This window comes from Gardnerella sp. DNF01204 (assembly GCF_049244145.1).
Lineage (GTDB): Bacteria > Actinomycetota > Actinomycetes > Actinomycetales > Bifidobacteriaceae > Bifidobacterium > Bifidobacterium vaginale.
In genome coordinates this window covers 1,411,767-1,429,434 of the sequence record NZ_CP058379.1, presented here as the reverse complement: position 1 = coordinate 1,429,434, position 17,668 = coordinate 1,411,767, and the positions used below count along the sequence as shown (strand labels likewise).

At 37.3% G+C, this 17,668-nt stretch carries 12 protein-coding genes; 11 read left to right on the top strand and 1 reads right to left on the bottom strand.

Features of this window, described 5'->3' with window-relative positions; translation table 11 throughout:
* Nucleotide 1: 1 nt before the first annotated feature.
* The 8 genes from HXT46_RS05585 to mmsB all read left to right on the top strand — a co-directional run bounded on the left by HXT46_RS05585 (nucleotide 2) and on the right by mmsB (nucleotide 11,484).
* Nucleotides 2-874 (top strand): DMT family transporter, encoded by an 873-nt coding sequence (locus HXT46_RS05585; protein WP_162860824.1) that lies wholly within the window; start codon nucleotides 2-4, stop codon nucleotides 872-874.
* Nucleotides 875-881: 7 nt separating this feature from the next.
* The gene (pgmB, locus tag HXT46_RS05580; RefSeq protein ID WP_004114408.1) at nucleotides 882-1,529 is read left to right on the top strand and encodes a beta-phosphoglucomutase; all 648 of its coding nucleotides are present in this window, start codon (nucleotides 882-884) and stop codon (nucleotides 1,527-1,529) included.
* Nucleotides 1,530-1,542: 13 nt separating this feature from the next.
* Nucleotides 1,543-4,560 (top strand): glycoside hydrolase family 2 TIM barrel-domain containing protein, encoded by a 3,018-nt coding sequence (locus tag HXT46_RS05575; protein WP_004138560.1) that lies wholly within the window; start codon nucleotides 1,543-1,545, stop codon nucleotides 4,558-4,560.
* 18 nt (nucleotides 4,561-4,578) lie between these two features.
* On the top strand, nucleotides 4,579-5,031 hold the full coding sequence (locus tag HXT46_RS05570; RefSeq protein WP_116437025.1) for a hypothetical protein: 453 nt from the start codon (nucleotides 4,579-4,581) through the stop codon (nucleotides 5,029-5,031).
* 798 nt (nucleotides 5,032-5,829) lie between these two features.
* On the top strand, nucleotides 5,830-7,179 hold the full coding sequence (gene xylA / locus HXT46_RS05565) for a xylose isomerase (RefSeq protein WP_192382367.1): 1,350 nt from the start codon (nucleotides 5,830-5,832) through the stop codon (nucleotides 7,177-7,179).
* A gap of 220 nt (nucleotides 7,180-7,399) precedes the next feature.
* Nucleotides 7,400-8,512 carry a sugar-binding protein gene (locus HXT46_RS05560; RefSeq protein ID WP_004138575.1) on the top strand — a complete coding sequence of 371 codons (1,113 nt, stop codon included), beginning with the start codon at nucleotides 7,400-7,402 and terminating at the stop codon, nucleotides 8,510-8,512.
* 131 nt (nucleotides 8,513-8,643) lie between these two features.
* Nucleotides 8,644-10,188, top strand: a complete 1,545-nt coding sequence (locus HXT46_RS05555) for a sugar ABC transporter ATP-binding protein (RefSeq protein WP_032834003.1) — start codon at nucleotides 8,644-8,646, stop codon at nucleotides 10,186-10,188.
* 66 nt (nucleotides 10,189-10,254) lie between these two features.
* Nucleotides 10,255-11,484 (top strand): multiple monosaccharide ABC transporter permease, encoded by a 1,230-nt coding sequence (mmsB, locus tag HXT46_RS05550; protein WP_004138690.1) that lies wholly within the window; start codon nucleotides 10,255-10,257, stop codon nucleotides 11,482-11,484.
* Between the two features lie 195 nt (nucleotides 11,485-11,679).
* Here mmsB and HXT46_RS05545 read toward each other — a convergent pair whose 3' ends face one another.
* A complete protein-coding gene (locus tag HXT46_RS05545; protein ID WP_421785887.1) occupies nucleotides 11,680-13,188 on the bottom strand; it encodes a xylulokinase in 1,509 nt (502 codons plus the stop codon).
* 235 nt (nucleotides 13,189-13,423) lie between these two features.
* Here HXT46_RS05545 and HXT46_RS05540 point away from each other — a divergent pair, with 235 nt between their 5' ends.
* From HXT46_RS05540 to HXT46_RS05530, 3 genes are all read left to right on the top strand, one after another.
* Nucleotides 13,424-14,659 (top strand): ROK family protein, encoded by a 1,236-nt coding sequence (locus HXT46_RS05540; RefSeq protein WP_421785885.1) that lies wholly within the window; start codon nucleotides 13,424-13,426, stop codon nucleotides 14,657-14,659.
* A gap of 493 nt (nucleotides 14,660-15,152) precedes the next feature.
* Complete coding sequence (locus HXT46_RS05535; RefSeq protein WP_421785883.1) at nucleotides 15,153-16,448, top strand: hypothetical protein; 1,296 nt, start codon at nucleotides 15,153-15,155, stop codon at nucleotides 16,446-16,448.
* Nucleotides 16,449-16,618: 170 nt separating this feature from the next.
* On the top strand, nucleotides 16,619-17,500 hold the full coding sequence (locus tag HXT46_RS05530) for a hypothetical protein (protein WP_248911797.1): 882 nt from the start codon (nucleotides 16,619-16,621) through the stop codon (nucleotides 17,498-17,500).
* Nucleotides 17,501-17,668: the final 168 nt, after the last annotated feature.

The window sequence follows — 17,668 nt, the reverse complement described above, 5'->3', positions numbered from 1 at the left end:
TATGCGTCGTAAATTGGCAATAATTGGTTTAACTGTTGTTACTGCTATATGGGGTGGTGGATTTGTAGCAAGTGATATAGCACTGGGCTCATTTGCACCAATGCAAATAATGACAATACGATTTGCTATTGCTGCATTGGTTATGCTTGTAATCTCTGCTAAGCAATTTACTGTCATTAATTATAAGGAGATTTTAGCTGGCGTAGGTATGGGTGTAGCTTTGTTTGCAGGTTTCTCCTTACAAACATTTGGGCTTCAGTATACAACGCCATCAAAAAATGCTTTTATTACTTCTCTGAATGTCGTAATTGTTCCTTTTTTGAGTATGTTTTTATTTAAAAAACGTGTAGGCTTGAAGGAGATTGTAGGAGCTATTTTATCCGTTTTAGGTATCGCAATACTTTCTTTAAGTAATAATTTTACGATTTCCTTTGGTGATTTGCTGACATTGCTTTGTGCTTTAGGTTTTGCTAGTCAGATTGTCCTAACTGGAATATTTGTAAAAGTTTATAGACCTAATGTACTCAATTGTATACAAATGTGTACTGCGTTTTTATTGTCATTTGTTGTAATGCAATTTACTGGAGAATGCCATTGGATTGCTTCGCCAAACGGTTGGATTAGTGTAATTTATCTTGGTTTTATAAGTACGACTGTGTGCTATCTTCTGCAAACAGCATGTCAAAAATACGTTAATGAAACGCAATCAGCTATTGTGTTATCTTTAGAGGCGGTCTTTGGCACTTTATTCTCAATTATACTGCTTAATGAAATGGTAACCATTCGTATGATTATTGGCAGTGCAATTATTTTGTGTGCGGTGCTCATTTCTAGTCTTCCTTCATCATTTATACGTCGTTCAACAAAGGAGTGATATAACAATGTATAAGTACGAGGCTGTTATTTTTGATTTAGATGGAGTTATTTGTAAAACTGACAAGTATCATTATCTTGCTTGGAAACATATAGCAGACGAACTAAATATTGAATTTAATCAAGAGATAAACAAACGATTACTTGGCGTTAGCAGAATGGAAAGTTTTGATATTATTCTTGAGAAGTACCAAGGTCAAATGACTGACAAAGAAAAAATAAAGTGGACGGATCAAAAAAACGAATATTATCGTAGTATGCTTTCTCAGATGAGCCCAGATGACATATTGCCAGGAGTAAAAGAAGTTATGGAGTCGCTTCGTTGTGATGGAATAAAATTGGGGCTTGGATCATCTAGTAAAAATGCTAAGTATATTCTTCATCAGATTCAACTTGATGATTATTTTGATGGAGTGTGTGATGGTAATGATATTACACACTCAAAGCCAAATCCAGAGGTTTTTGTTAAAACTGCGCAATTATTGCAGTGTGAGGCATCTAGGTGTCTTGTTGTAGAAGATGCCATAGCTGGAATTGAAGCGGCCCATGCTGGATGTATGGATTGTGCTGCTTTTGGTAGTATTGCAATTTCATCGCTAAAAGCTGAGTATAATATCCATGCATTTAGCGATTTGCTAGCAGTATTTCGTAAGTAAATGGGGTTTAACAATGGTAGAAAGTGTTAATGATTGGGAGAACCCTTCGTTGACTGGTAAAAATAGATTACCGGCTCGAGCATATTTCTTAAGTTATGAGTGTTCTAGTTTAGCAAAAACTTATAAGCGTGAATTTGCGCATGGATATGTATGTTTAAATGGAAAATGGAAATTTGCATTATTGAAAAGTCCCAATTCTGTCCGAAAGTATATGAAAACAGAATTACAATCCAATTGGGATGAAGTAAATGTTCCTCATATGTGGCAGTTTGATGGTTATGGTCAACTGCAATATACTGACGAAGCATTTCCTTTTCCTGTTGATCCTCCTAGAGTTCCAACTTTGACTCCAACGGCTGTTTATCAGAAGGAAATAATAATTTCATCTATTGACGATGATGAAGAGATTATTTTGCGTTGCGACGGTATTGAAAGTTATGGTGAAGTCTATCTAAATGGCAGATATGTTGGAATGACAAAAGGATCACGTCTTTCTGCTGAATTTGATATTACTGAAGCCGTAGTTGAAGGCACGAATTTATTCGCTATCGTTGTAATGCAATATTGCGATGGAACGTATCTTGAAGATCAAGATATGTGGTGGGCTAGTGGAATTTTTCGTGATATATATGTATATCGTAGACCAAAGGTACATTTGAAAGATTTCTTCGCTCGCACTCATTTATTAGATGATGGTAGAGCCTGTTTATCTTTTGATGCTACAATAAGCGGAACTTCTTCTTTTTCATGCAGTATTGAGGATAACGGTATTGTGGTTTCGCGTATTGAGCAAAAGGTTCCAAATGGAGAAGTACATACAAAAATGTATATTGACAATCCGCATCTTTGGAATCCTGAAGACCCATATTTATATGACATGGTAATTACTGTTACAAGTGATACTGGATCTAACGAAGTTGTGTCGCATCGTCTTGGGCTCGTTGAAATAAGCATTAAAGATGGTCTCATGTATCTTAATGGTAAATATTTTGTTATGCATGGAGTTAATCGTCATGATTTTGATCAGAATAAAGGTCGTGCTATTGACATTGCTGATGTGAAACATGAGCTTATAATGATGAAACAGCATAATATAAATGCAATACGCACTTCTCATTATCCTAATGATCCTAGGTTTTATCAATTATGTGATGAGCTTGGTTTTATGGTTGTTGCTGAAACTGATCTCGAATGTCATGGGTTTGAACATGTTGGTAATATCTCCATGATTAGTGATGATTCTGATTGGCAAATAGCTTACGTGTCACGCATTGAACGTGAAGTGTTTCAAGAGCGTAATCATGCGTGTATTGTTATGTGGTCTCTTGGTAATGAATCTGGGTTTGGATGTAATTTCCGGGCTATGTATCATAGATGCAAAGAGCTTGATCCAACGCGACCCGTACATTATGAGGAAGATAGATTTGGCGAAGTTGTTGATGTTCTTTCAACTATGTATTCGAGAGTTTCTCAAATGAATGATTTTGGTGAGCATCCAACAAAAAAGCCAAGAATATTGTGTGAATATGCACATTCTATGGGCAATGGTCCTGGTGGGTTACAGGAATATCAGGAGGTTATTGATTGTTATCCTAGTATTCAAGGGCATTTTGTTTGGGAATGGTGTGATCATGGAATTGCTCAAGTTGATTCGCAGGGTCGTTCATATAATGCGTATGGCGGAGATTTCCATGATTACCCAAATGATGGCAACTTTAGCATCGATGGTCTTGTTTTTCCATGGAAAGCGGCAAGCCCTGGTCTATTAGAGTATAAACAGGTTTTATGTCCAGTTCATGTAGATTTAGATGGTGAATATATAGTTATAACCAATAAGCGTTATTTTACTGACCTTGATGATATTCGTATTGATCTTTCATTGAGTGAGAATGGTCATGCCATCTATAATACGACTATCTCTCCAGGAGAGTTACATCCTTCTAATACGATACGTGTGAAATTAAATATTCCTAAACTAGGTTCAAATGTTGGAGAGTTATTAATAACTGCTTATGTTTATAGTTTGCATCGTTATTGGTGGAATGATGAGCATTCTCCGCTTGGTGTATATCAGTATTGTTATAGGGCTGGTAATATAGAACTACCATGTTCGCAAGAAAAATGTTCTGTATTTCGACCAGATATTAAAGTTGATGAAGACTATATTACTATCACATCGAAATCGCAGAAATATGTGTTTGACAGAATTTCTGGTGATCTCATACATTGGTACAATGCTTCCCATGATATGATTAAAACTCCGATTCATTTTGATATTTGGCGACCTCTTATTGATAATTATCGACAAGAGTACAATGAATTATGGAAGCCTAATTTCTTAGATATTATGCAATTAGATACTCGTTCCGTTAATTGGAAGAGTTGTGATGATATTGCTGAAGTCACTGTAGAACAGAGATTTGCTCCTCCTGTGTTATCGTTCGGAATGAAATTAAATAGTAGGTATGTTGTAAATTCGTCTGGAGTGCTTAATCTTGAAATATGCGCTGAAGCTTATGGTAGTTATAAAGATATTATTCCGCGTGTGGGATTAACTTTTGCTATGCCTCGAGAGTATGACAATATTACTTGGTATGGTCGTGGTCCGGGTGAAACATATCCAGATTCTTGTAGTTCTCAAGTTGTTGGACTTTGGGAAGCCAGTGTCGACGATATGATAACTCCATACGTTCGTCCGCAAGATTATGGAAACCATCAAAATACGCGGTGGGTATCTGTGCGTAATAGTAGTGGGGTAGGTATTTTAGTAACGCGTTTGTCTAGTAGTTCTATGACTGATGGATTCTCTTATTCTGCTTGGCCGTTTACTTCCAATACTATTGAACAGGCGAAGCATAGAAATGAATTACATGAAGATGATCTTGTTACAATAAATCTCAATGATCAAATATTGGGTTTGGGATCTAACTCATGGGGCAGTGAGGTTTTAGATTCTCATAGAATTCGTTTTGAGAATTGTAATTTCGCTTTTTCCTTTATGCCTATTTGCGATAATGCAACAATGGATTGATATGAAAAGAAAGATATTATGCGTATTTATAACAATGTTTCAGAATTTGAAGTATGTATAAATGGAAGTCGAAAATGGAAGCGTTTTATTGAGGCTATTGGTAAGGTCAAGTGTTTATCTAATGATGAGGCTTACTCTATAGGGGATTCTATTACATTTTGGACTCATGATTTACGATGCGTTGTTGAAAAACGGTTTATAGGTTCGAGACGATATCAAACTGCGTTGTATTCTGTAAGCGGTACTGCTTATATTGATATTGCTGATAAAGGAAAGTTGCTACCAGTTGAGCGTTACAGTGATTTAAACGATCGTGAATATTTCGTAGGTTCTGGAGAGACCGTTCAGTTACATGAAGGCGGCATTCTTCTTATTGATATGTCAGAGGCGTTTAAAATACTTCAGCAATCTTATGGCGTATTGATGCAGGCTCAGGTGACGGTTGAAGGTTTTAGCTTCCCCAATAAGTGAATACAATGTGTACTGCGTAGTCTATATATTCACTTCGCATAAAATTTTTGTATGTCATATACAAATGTGTTATGCAAATAATGTAATAGAAACTTTTATGTCAGAAAGTATGAAAATATCGTTCGATGGCGATAGCTTGTGTATAAGTAATCTTCATGATTTTGAAGCGGCTGTTATTGTTTTTGACTAAAATGAGAAAATTTTGCAGGGGTTAATATAGCGTTTAAAAATTGATATGTTTTTAATAATTCGGAATTAAGGGTTTATATATGTGACTTATTGATTAATTGTCATCGCGGCTACGAGTGATTTATGGTGGACAGTATAAGTGGCAAACAAAAATTCTCGTAGCTTTCTCCTATAGGGCGGCATGAAGTTTGTGTTTTACATGAGCTTTATGCCGCTTTGCCCATGTTTGTGTATTTTTGCCCGCGTTTGTAGTCAGATTTGCTCAAAAGGGAACAAATGCGGGCTTAATCCTTATGTTCTTATGTTTTGACCTTTTGATCATATTATTGTGTATTTGGTATTGTCTAATTCATTGATTTTGTATGCAATTTACATGTATGAGTTATCTCTATTTATGTATTTATTGTTTCTAGTTCCATTTATGTCTTTTATTTGTCTATCTACGATTTATTGGCATGTGTTGCTTACTGATCTAAGTAAGTTATTTTTTAGTCGTGTGTAAATTTATAAGAAACGCCGAAATAGTAAAATCATTTGACAAACTTAGGTTAATCATTTTACTATATTGATATCGGCATGAAGTCGTGCTGGTTTGAGCAAAGGAGCAATATGAGTTTATGGAATATTGATAAGATCGAATATGTAGGTAGAGCGCAAGGTCCAAAGGAGGGTCTAGCTTTTCACTACTACGATGCGGATAGAGTTGTAGCTGGAAAAAAGATGAAAGATTGGTTGCGCTTTGCTGTTGCATGGTGGCATACTTTCGACCAAACTCTTGTTGATCCATTTGGAACTGGTACAGCTCATAGACCGTATTATGGCAAATATAGTGATCCTATGGATGAGGCTTTAGCTAAAGTCGATTATGCATTTGAGCTTTTCCAGAAATTGTCTGTGGGATATTTCTGCTTCCATGACCGTGACATAGCTCCAGAAGGCGATACTCTTCGTGAAACAAATCGCAATCTCGATCGTGTAGTTGATAAAATTGAAGAGAACATGAAGTCAACAGGTATTAAATTGCTATGGAATACCTCATCTCTGTTTACAAATCCTAGATTTGTGTCTGGCGCTTCAACATCTCCATTTGCAGATATTTATGCATACTCTGCAGGTCAGCTAAAGCATAGTTTAGAGATTGGCAAGCGCTTAGGTGCTGAAAATTATGTATTCTGGGGTGGTCGTGAAGGATACGAGAACTTGTGGAATACACAGATGAAGCGCGAACAAGAGCATATGGCAAAATTCTTCCACATGTGCCATGATTATGCGCAGGAAATTGGTTTTGATGCGCAATTCTTGATTGAGCCAAAAGCTAAAGAGCCAACGATGCATCAGTATGATTTTGATGCTTCGACTGCAATTGCATTCTTGAGAACATATGATTTGATGGATGTATTTAAGCTGAATCTCGAAGGTAATCATGCTAATTTAGCTGGTCATACTTATCAACATGAGATTCGTACTGCTAGAGAAGCAGGTGTTCTTGGATCTTTGGATGCAAACCAAGGCGACAAGCTTATTGGGTGGGATATGGATGAATTCCCAACTGATCTTTATGAAACTTCAACTGTAATGTGGGAAGTTTTGCAAGAAGGGTCGATTGGTCCTCATGGTGGTCTTAATTTTGATGCTAAGCCACGTCGTACGTCTTTTGATGCTGAGGATTTGTTCCGTTCTCATATTGCTGGTATGGATTCATTTGCAGCAGGTTTGTTGGTAGCTGCAAAAATGCATGAAGATAAATTCATTGAGAATTTACAGGCAGATCGGTACTCTTCATACGATTCTGGTATTGGCTTAACTGTAGAAAATGGCACAGCCAGCTTGTCGTCTCTTGAAGAATACGCTTTGGATATTCCTCAAGAAAAGTTGATTACTGCAACTAAATCTGATCATCTTGAATCAGTGAAGGCAACGATTAACAATTACATTATCGATGCTCTAAGAGAAGGGTGATTCAAACTGTATCTAGTATAACTGAGTAAAAGTGTGAATATTTAATAACAAAATATTTGTTAGAGTTATTGCGTCATTCTCTTCCTTCCTCCTAACTTGGCGTGTCGCTCTGATTTTTCGGGGTGACACGCTTGGTTGTATGTAAGTATTTGAAAAAGATATTTTACAATTTGTCGTTATTTACTAAATAATATTCCGTTCAAAGCCGAAAGGGATAATGATGAAAAAGTGGAAAAAGATCATTGGTATCGCTGGTGCGTTGGCTATGTTGTTGCCATTTGCTGCTTGTGGAGCTCCTTCTACGCGTGGTGGTGCTAGTGGGGCTGTTAATAAGAGTGGAAAGATTAGTGTTGGAATTTCTATGCCAGAACAGCAATTGGAACGCTGGCAGATTGACGGCGAGAATCTTAAGAAAGAACTTGAGCATTTTGGCTATAAGGTCACCCTGCAATATGCTGATGGTAAAACTGATTTACAGTCTTCTCAAATTCAGAATATGGCAAATCAAGGTGCAAATTATGTAGTTATTGCATCAATCGATGGAACTGCTACTGGTGCTGCTGCTGAGCTTGCTGAGTCTAATGGTGCAAAAGTTATTGCCTATGATCGCTTGATTATGAACACCGATGCTGTTGACTATTATGCTACATTCTCTTTGACAGATGTCGGTCGCATGCAGGGAGAGTACATTGTAGACAAGCTTGGTCTTAAAGAAGGTAAAAAGGGACCATTTAATGTCGAATTGATGTCTGGATCTCCAACAGATAATAATGCTAGATATTATTATGAAGGTGCTTGGAAAGTGCTAGAGCCTTATTTTAAATCTGGTGTCTTGAAATCTAAGTCCGGCAAAGTTCCAAAGAGTCTTGATGATTGGAAGTCAATAGGTATTGACAATTGGGACAGGCAAAAGGGACAGGCTGAAATGGAAAACCGCATTAATTCCTTCTATAACGATGGTACGAAGTTAGATGCAGTTCTTGCTCCAAATGATGCTATTGCGTTGGGTACTGTTAACGCTGTTGAGTCTGCTGGATGGAATTATTTCCCAATTATTACTGGTCAAGATGCTGAAAAGGCTAATGTTGCTGCAATTGTTCAAGGCAAACAGACTATGACAGTGTATAAAGATACGCGTAAGCTCGCTAAGGCTACAGCAAAAATGATTAAAGATCTTGTTGATGGTAAGAAGCCAAATACAAAGGATGTCTTTAATAACGGTAATAAGGATGTTACTTCTATGCTTCTGTCACCAGTATCTGTAGATAAAACGAATGCCAAGAAAGAGCTTGTTGATTCTGGCTATATTTCGGCAGCTGATGCTGGTTTGTGATACTAGTCGAGCACTCGGCTGCTAATCAATTATGTAGCTGAGTGCATTTGATACTGGTTCAGTTACGACAATATCGTATTTCATTAAGAAAGGAAAAATCAGTGACTGACAAACAAGATGTCATCCTTGAAATGCGTCATATCGTGAAACGTTTTGGTTCGGTTACAGCGCTTGAAGACGTAACATTGAAAGTTCGACGTGGACAAATATTTTCAATATGTGGAGAGAATGGCGCTGGTAAATCGACGTTGATGAATGTTCTTTCTGGTGTATATCCTCATGGAACGTATGAGGGAGACATTATTTATGAAGGTAATGTTTGTAAATTTAAAACGATTCGTGATTCTGAGGCAAAAGGAATTGTTATCATTCATCAAGAGTTAGCTTTAGTGCCGTATATGAGTATTGCTGATAATATTTTCCTCAGCAATAGGATTAAAAAGGGAATTGCTATAGATGATACTGAACAATATCGTATTGCTCGCGAAGTTATGAAAACTGTTGGATTGGATGAAGATCCAAGTAATCTTATTGCTAACATTGGTGTCGGTAAACAACAGCTTGTTGAGATTGCAAAAGCTTTGACTAAAGATGTAAAACTTTTAATTCTTGATGAACCTACTGCAGCCTTAAATGATGAGGATTCTGCAAATTTGCTTCATCTGATTGATCGTTTGCGTCGTGAGCGTGGTATTACAGCTATTATTATTTCCCATAAACTTAATGAAATAGCTTATATTGCTGATGCTGTACAAGTGATACGTGATGGTAAGACAATTACTCATATTGATGTTGATGATCAGCATCCATTGGATCAAGATGAGTTGATTCGCCATATGGTAGGTCGTCCTCTTACTAATAGGTATCCTGAACATGTTGCAAAAATTGGTAATGAGGCTTTTCGAATAGAACATTGGAAAGTGCATCATCCGTTGGACGAAAAACGATTAGTTGCTAATGATGTTAGTTTCAATGTGCGTAAGGGTGAGATTGTTGGCTTAGCTGGATTGATTGGTGCAGGACGAACTGAAACTGCGATGAGTGTTTTTGGTCGTCAATATGGCACTAATGCGTCTGGTAAATTGTACTTAGATGGCAAAGAGGTTAAATTCAATTCTGTTCGTTCTGCAATTGATCATGCTGTGGCATATGCTACAGAAAATCGTAAAGTTTATGGATTGAATTTATTAGCTTCTATTCGAGAAAATACGTCGTTAGCTAATTTAAAGTCAGTTAGTAATCTGGGTGTTATTGATAGACATAAGGAAGCGAAAGTTGCTGAAGAATATCGTCACGATTTTCGTATGAAGTGTAACACTATTGAAATGCCTGTTGGCAATCTTTCAGGCGGTAATCAGCAGAAGGTTGTATTGGCAAAATGGGTGGCAACTCAGCCTAAGCTTCTTATTCTTGATGAGCCTACGCGTGGCATTGATGTAGGCGCTAAGTATGACATTTATGAGATTATCGACAAGTTAGCGGATTCTGGTAGTGCAATAATTGTTATTTCTTCGGAATTGCCAGAATTGCTTGGTATATGTGATCGTATATACACGATGAGTCAAGGCAAAATTACAGCTTGTTTGAATGCTCATGAGACAAATCAAGAAGAATTAATGAAGTATATGACTTGTGATGTTCCATTGGAATATGAGAAGTCATTTACCGTTGAATAGTTCAATCTATCAGATTTTATTAGTAATTAAACTTCGCATCGTTGCGTAGCAAAGAAAGAGGATATTATGTTTGGATCAATATCTGCTTATTCAAAGAAGAAAAATACAGCTATTGGTGCTCCTGGATTAAAAGAGCTATTGCTGGGGAATGCTCGTTCTTACGGTATTTATCTTGCTCTCGTTGCTGTTATCATTATTTTCCAAGTGTTGACTGGAAATAGGTTGTTGTATCCAAATAATGTTGTTGCATTATTCCAACAAAATGCATATGTTATGATTACGGCAATCGGGATGCTTATGATTGTTGTTGCTACACATATTGATTTATCTGTTGGATCTGCTGTTGCATTCATTGGCGGCTTAGGTGCTTTTGCTATGAAGCATTGGGGAATGAATTGGATGCTTGCAATCGCTTTCATGCTTTTCATAGGTTTACTAATAGGTGCTTGGCATGGATTCTGGGTAGCGTATGTTGAAGTTCCTGCATTCGTGACCACTTTAGGTGGCATGTTGATCTTTAGAGGTTTGGCAACTGTTGTTGCGGGTGAGTCTATTCCATTACGTTCTCGCGAATTCAGAGCTATTGCAAAAGATTATCTTCCTAATATTTTTGGATTCTGGGGCGGATATGATGGATTAACTATCGTTGTAGGTGCTCTTGCCATTGTAGGTGTAATTGTTGTGCAATTGCGTAAGAGAGCGAAGTCGTTGAAGACTGGATTATTGATTGAGCCACTTTCGTTTACTATTACGAAAATTGTTGTATCTGTTGCAGCTATTGGTTTTATTACTTATTTATTGGCATCTTCTGGAAATTCTCAGCAAGGCGGTATTCCAATAGTATTGGTTATTATTGCGGTTCTCGTTGGAATTTTTTGGTTCGTGTTGAATCGCATGATTTTTGGTCGTGATATTTATGCTGTTGGTGGAAATAGAAAAGCAGCTATTCTTTCTGGCATAAATACTAAATTGGTTGATTTCAAGATTTTCTTAACGATGGGTGTTCTTACAGCAATAGCGTCTGTTGTAACATTGTCTCGACTTGCATCTGCTACCGCTGCAACTGGGCAAGAATTTGAAATGGATGCTATTGCTGCATGCTTCATTGGTGGTGCTGCTGTTTCTGGTGGAACTGGTACGATTCCTGGCGCTATGGTTGGTGCATTAATTATGGGTGTTCTCAATCAGGGCTTGTCTATTATGGGTGCGGATGCCGCTATTGTCAAAACTATTAAAGGTTTGGTGGTTGTGGCTGCTGTTGCTTATGATTTGATTAGCAAGAAGCGCAAAAAGTAATTGTATTAATTAATGTACTTAAGTAGTTTTAGTAATTGTTGTAATCAAATTATTGTAATCAAAATCGTGCATGTACCGTAAGGTGCATGCACTTTTTATATTTTTAAATATTAAAATGCCCTGTTATGTTACATTGAACAATGTGTTATAACAGAGCATTTTCAAATAAATGTCATATTGGAATATTTATTTTATTTATTTTTCTAAGTTGCGGTAATGTAAATACTTTTTATATATTTCTTCGTTAGGTTCTCCATGCAAAGTTGTTTCTATTTCATTCTGCCAAATAGGTGGATACTCTCTACCTGAAAGAGTCCAAGCTGCTTGTCTTGCGGCACCGATAGCAACATATTCGTCGGTTTTTGGTAAAGTGACATCACTCCCTAATATAGATGGCGCTAATGCTCGTATTGCTGATGATTTTGCACCACCTCCAATTAGTAGAATCTTTTTTACTGTGACTCCTAGTGATTTTATTAATTCCAAACAATCACGCTGAGAACATAACAATCCTTCTGTAAAAGCGCGCGCTATGTTAGAAGGTTTTGTGTTTGCTAATGTTAGCCCATATATACTAGCCGTAGAATTTGGTCTATCTGGAGTGCGTTCTCCGTCAAAATATGGTATAAGTGTAATTCCTTGTGCTCCTGGTGTGCTTTGTGCTGATAGATTTGCGAATTGTTCGTAGTCGACGCTTAGTGCTTTGCATCCAGCGTCTATTATTCTCGAACCATTAATTGTGCATGCTAATGGAAGCCAGTGTCCAGTGCAGTCGGCAAAACCTGCAACTGCAGTAGTCATATCGTATATTGGTGTTTGACAAACGGCTGCGGCTACTCCTGATGTTCCTAGTGATATAGATACATCTCCAATTCCCATGTTTAAGCCTAAAGCAGCCATAGCGTTATCTGCGCCTCCAGGGGCTATTAAGCATCCTCCGGCCACATTTTTACCTGCTATTTCTGGATCTGCATATGCTCCTATTTCGTTAGGGTTTAAAACTTTAGGTAAAATTACATCGTCTCTACCGAATGCAAGTTTTATCAAATCTCGTCTGTAGTTATTAGTGGTTGGATCAAAGTATCCTGTGCCAGAAGCGTCTGAGCGATCCGTGAAAAGTTTATCAAGTCCAATAGTATCCCTATTAGAAGGATTAGAAGTGCTAGATGGACCATATCCTGCAATTCTCCAGCTTAGCCAATCGTGAGGTAAGCAAATAGCCGCTACTTTATTTGCTAGTTCAGGTTCATGATTGGCTACCCAAGCAATTTTTGTTACAGTGAATGACGCTACAGGGGATAATCCAACTGCACGAACCCAGTTACGCTTTCCTTCAAGGGTTTGGCTTTGTTTATCAGTGTTTTTTTCTGATTTACCTTGTAGGCTCTCGATTAACTGTGCAGCCTCTGGTGCTGAGCGAGTATCATTCCATAGTAGTGCATCTCTAACAATGTTTCCTTGCTTGTCTAGAAGTACCATACCATGTTGTTGACCTCCGACTGACAGTGTGCTGACGTCATCTAGTCCTCCGGCTTGTTCTTTTGCTTTTAGGAACGCTTCCCACCATCTATCTGGGTGTATGCTAGTTCCTTCTGGGTGTTTTGCTTGTCCGAAACGTACTAATTTTCCTGTTTCTGCATCTGTAATTCGTATTTTTGTTGATTGAGTTGATGTGTCAATTCCAGCAACAAGTATTTGTTTCATAGTTACTCCTGTGTAGACTGTTATTCTTTTTGACATTTTTATTTTTTCTATTCATCTGAAGGCAATTGCGCAAAAATTGCACTCGCTGATTTGCAATTAGTTAGATGAATGAACTAAAATAAAGTTTAACACGGTTTATGAGAATTTTCTATTAGTATTGTGACCTATAGGTTGATTACTTGTGCGTTAGATTTATGTGTCGTATTAGAATTTGTCAAGTAATGAAAGAGGTAGCATGTCAGCTTTACGAAGTATAAATCAGGATGATTTGCGCAATCATAATTTGTCTGTTGTTTTAGACACTATTTTGCGTTCTGTAGAGCCTATGACTCGTGCAGAATTGGCTCGCGCAACTGGTTTAACCAAGGCTACAATATCTTTGCTTGTGCAAATACTTATATCTAGTAAGGTTCTTCATGAGGCAGATAGTGTTTCTGTGCATTATGGTCGTCCTGGTACCTCACTGGCTGTTAGCGTTGGAAGTTTTTGTGCTTTTGGATTACAAATAAATACTGATGGTTATGGTTTTGCTGCTGTTGATATAAATGGTGATGTTATTGACGAGCAATGGGTTGATTGCGATATGGAGCAGCTCACTGCTAATGAAGTTTTTGATAATCTAAATAATATTGTGCTTGGTAGTGAAACAAAAGCTAGAGAATTAGGGTACATTATACTCGGCGGTGCATTAGCTTTGCCTGGTGTTGTGATTGATGGATCTATCTTGTTGGCGTCGCCGAATTTAGGATGGAAAAACCTTAATCTTGGACAATATGAGCTTGTTAAGAGACTTAATGTGTTTGCTGCAAATGAAGCTAATCTTGCGGCTATAGCGCAGATTCCTGGTTTTGCTACGCAGCGTAAAAACGATAGCATTATGAAGCCTTCAGATTCTTTTATATACATATCAACAGATATTGGTATTGGTGGTGCTGTTGTTAGAGATGGACATGTTGTTTATGGTGAAAATGGTTTTGCTGGAGAAATAGGTCATGTGTCTGTGTCTTTAGATGGTCCTGTTTGCAGGTGTGGAAGGCGTGGATGCTTAGAGGCGTTTGCTGGTAGGAGAGCATTGGTTGAAACTGCTCACATTGCCAGTGGGTGTGATGCAACAAAAATTGAAGCTGTAAATGTTTTACTTGAACGTTGGAAATCTGGTGATGAGATAGTTGTTAGCGCTGTCGATAAAGCAGTAGAAGCTTTAGTATCTGTAATTGGATCTGCTGTGAATCTACTGGATATTAATACGGTTATTTTAGGTGGTATTTGGCAGCGATTTGGTGTTGGTCTTACGCAAAGAATTAGTAAAGAACTTACTTCTGAAGTATTATGCAGCGAAGCTGTAAATGTTAGAGTCTTAATGTCAGAAGTTGGTGGAAGGTCTGCATTGCTTGGAGCAGCACAAGTCGCGCTTCGAAGGTTTATTGATAAACCATTAGATTATATTGAGAAATCAAGCATTGACGAATGAAGTGAGAGTTTATAATTTTAACTTTTGTAATAATTATCTTGTTTTTATAGTAGTTTTCTTGTTTTTATCGTAATTTTGTTTGATTGTAGTTGTGTAGATGAGTCTGAATAGATATTGTTGTGTAGTTTTTAATAGCAATAACTATGTCAGTGTGCCATAGACGACACGCCAATTAAACGCAAACCTTAAAAAAACCTGAAAGAATCTTAAAAAAAGTCTATATACGGCGTGTCTTGGATATTTTTCTGTTTTTAAATATGATTAATCGTAATTTTTATGTTTTATTGGGTATATTATTGTGATTTTTCAGAAAAAATTCAAAACAAACCTGAATGTAAGCTGAATGTTTTGGTTGATTTTTGTTAAAGCATGTTGTATCTTTTGAATCAGCAACCAGTGAATCCCTAGTTCAACTGGTGCTACGCGGGAAACCGCATAAGGCAAATTCTTTTTCGTGTTCCTAGCACGGAGGAGAAGAAGAAAGGAAATTAAAATGATGAATAAGAAGGCTATCGCCGCTTTCGCTGCTGGCGCTACTTTGCTTGCCGGCTTCGCAATGGCAACCCCAGCAATGGCTGATGCTGATACTGATGCTAAGATTGCAGATCTTAAGACGTCTATTGCTCTTCTTGAAGCAAAGATGAAGAATAACAATCTTAAGCCATCTGAGGATGTTCTGAACGCTTATAATCAAGCTAAGGCTGAATTTGATAAGGCTGATAAGGCTTTCGATGCTGCTTATGCTGCTTATAACGCTGGATATGCTGAGTATAAAGCAAAGCAAGGCAATGATAAAAAGACGACTGATGACTTCGACAGCGAAGATACTGATAAGACTTACGGAGCTGAAAAGAATCAGAGCGGTAAGGACTTGAATACTGCACTTACTACCGCGCAAGATGCTTATAACAAGGCTAAGGGAGAATTAGATAAAGCTAAGGAAGCGTTAGCGGCATATAATTCTGGTTATACTCAGGATGTTGCTAATCTTAAGGCTTTGAAGGAAGAGCTTGCTAAACTTGTTGGTGGTAAGACTACAACTTCACAGCCAACTAAGCCAGGTGAAGCAAAGCATGTTCATGTGAAGGCTGCTGATAAGGCTAAGGCTGTTGAGGCTGTGAAGACTGCTAAGTTGCATCTTGATGATGCTTTTGCTGCTTATACTAAGGATTATGCTGAGTATGAGAAGGCTAAGGCTACTTTGGCTGGTAAGGTAGCTGCTCAGGAAGCTGCTGAGAAGGCTTTGAAGGCTGCTCAGGATGCTTTGGAAGCTTATAATGTTTCTGCTAAGAATGATTCTGCTTTGGCTCAGCGTCTTACTGATGCTGTAGATCGTGCTCAGGCTAAGGTTGTTTTTGCTGTTGCTGAGACTGCTAAGGCTAATAAGGATTATGCTGAGGCTAAGGCTAAGGCTGTTGCTTCTACTGCTAAGTATAATGCTGCTTTGGCTGAGTACAAGGCTTGCTATAACGATGCGGTGACTTTCGGTGTTGAGGCTTCTAAGCTTCCTCCTGTTGTGACTTCTGATCCTTTGGCTCCTAATTTTGAGGATGTTCCAGGTGCTACTAAGGCTATGAATGATGCTGCTAGTGGCAAGCTTGGTAAGGCTGCTCAGCAGGCTGCTGCTAAGAAGGCTGATGCTAAGGGTGAGCTTGCTGCTAAGGGTGCTAAGGGTCATGGTAAGTCTGGCGAGAAGCTTGGTAATGCTGGTGTTGGTGTTGCTTTGACTGCTTTGGCTGCTTCTATGCTTGCTGGTATGGGTGCTGCTGTTCGCAAGATGCGTCACTAAGCACTACCTACTTGGCTTTACTAAACTAAGAGCGTATGCTCCTGTAGTAGAGCTGAGTAAGTTGCAACTTCCAGTGGTTTGGTTTTACTAAGCCACTCGGGGGCTGGGTTCTCTCAGCCCCCATTTTCATATCTAAATAAATTACTTATTGAATCGAGGCGACGTTGCCTATGTTTAATAAAACCGTAAACGATGCTTCATATTCGTCTAATAAGAATGATTTGCATAAGAATAGTATTAAGGAAATTACTAATCATCCTAAAGAATCTACAATATTGAATGTTCTAGGTATTATATTTACTGTACTTTTATCTACTTCTACTATATTAATAATATTTACACATAATTTTGAACTTTCTACGTGTGGGGCTTTTTCATTAATTTTATTGCTGGTATCTGCTTTTATTATAAATTTATTCTTCAAGGATTGTTATATACGTGGCTTTACAATTAGTCTTAGTGCGTATATATGTTCTATTGCGTATATGGATGTATTGAATGATACTATCCAACATATTCCTATCATTGAGGATTTTATCGCTATACTCGCTGTTACCATTTATTTTGCAATAACATGTTCTTTTATATATAGATCTTTTCAACTTGTTTTGAAAGAAAATACAAAATTAATATTCCCCGTAATTGCTTTATTTGTATTTTTTGCAATATTAGATAATAGCAACTGGGAGATTGTGGTTCTAGCAGTAGCTGTTGTGACATTTGTACTTGAACCTAAGAATTTAAATATTCTATTTAAAAAAGTCTTTCATAAAAAAATAAAATGTGGTAAAAAAACGCTTGTTGTATTAAGGATTTGTGTTCTGTTGCTGCAAGTATTAGTTTATTTATCAATGGAGTTATCTAAACTTTTAGGAAAATTTGTAGAAAATTGTGCTTATACCTGTATGTCTGATGGATGGCTTGCATTTTTTAGAATTCTTATCTTTGTAGTTCTTTCTACTGTAATGATGCATTTATTGAAAACTAAAAAAGATAAGATCTGCTATTTATTAGAAAAAATAATTGACTGTGTAGATAAATACTGCAAATAGATGCAGAAGAACAATTGGATCAAAGTGTATCAAATTGTTCGCAGAATGAAAATACGTCAAAAGAGGTTCAGGTAAGTGATATGAATAATGATTTAAAAGTAAACAATGAAAATTAAAATTTTCATTATATTACTTTTATAGTAAAGGCTATTAGTAAAGTGTAATACA

Excerpts from the sequence above, each read along its gene's own strand:
- HXT46_RS05585 (WP_162860824.1), top strand. The coding sequence starts at position 2 with ATGCGTCGTAAATTGGCAATAATTGGTTTAACTGTTGTTACTGCTATA.
- pgmB (WP_004114408.1), top strand. The coding sequence starts at position 882 with ATGTATAAGTACGAGGCTGTTATTTTTGATTTAGATGGAGTTATTTGT.
- HXT46_RS05575 (WP_004138560.1), top strand. The coding sequence starts at position 1,543 with ATGGTAGAAAGTGTTAATGATTGGGAGAACCCTTCGTTGACTGGTAAA.
- HXT46_RS05570 (WP_116437025.1), top strand. The coding sequence starts at position 4,579 with ATGCGTATTTATAACAATGTTTCAGAATTTGAAGTATGTATAAATGGA.
- xylA (WP_192382367.1), top strand. The coding sequence starts at position 5,830 with ATGAGTTTATGGAATATTGATAAGATCGAATATGTAGGTAGAGCGCAA.
- HXT46_RS05560 (WP_004138575.1), top strand. The coding sequence starts at position 7,400 with ATGAAAAAGTGGAAAAAGATCATTGGTATCGCTGGTGCGTTGGCTATG.
- HXT46_RS05555 (WP_032834003.1), top strand. The coding sequence starts at position 8,644 with ATGCGTCATATCGTGAAACGTTTTGGTTCGGTTACAGCGCTTGAAGAC.
- mmsB (WP_004138690.1), top strand. The coding sequence starts at position 10,255 with ATGTTTGGATCAATATCTGCTTATTCAAAGAAGAAAAATACAGCTATT.
- HXT46_RS05545 (WP_421785887.1), bottom strand. The coding sequence starts at position 13,188 with ATGAAACAAATACTTGTTGCTGGAATTGACACATCAACTCAATCAACA.
- HXT46_RS05540 (WP_421785885.1), top strand. The coding sequence starts at position 13,424 with ATGTCAGCTTTACGAAGTATAAATCAGGATGATTTGCGCAATCATAAT.
- HXT46_RS05535 (WP_421785883.1), top strand. The coding sequence starts at position 15,153 with ATGATGAATAAGAAGGCTATCGCCGCTTTCGCTGCTGGCGCTACTTTG.
- HXT46_RS05530 (WP_248911797.1), top strand. The coding sequence starts at position 16,619 with ATGTTTAATAAAACCGTAAACGATGCTTCATATTCGTCTAATAAGAAT.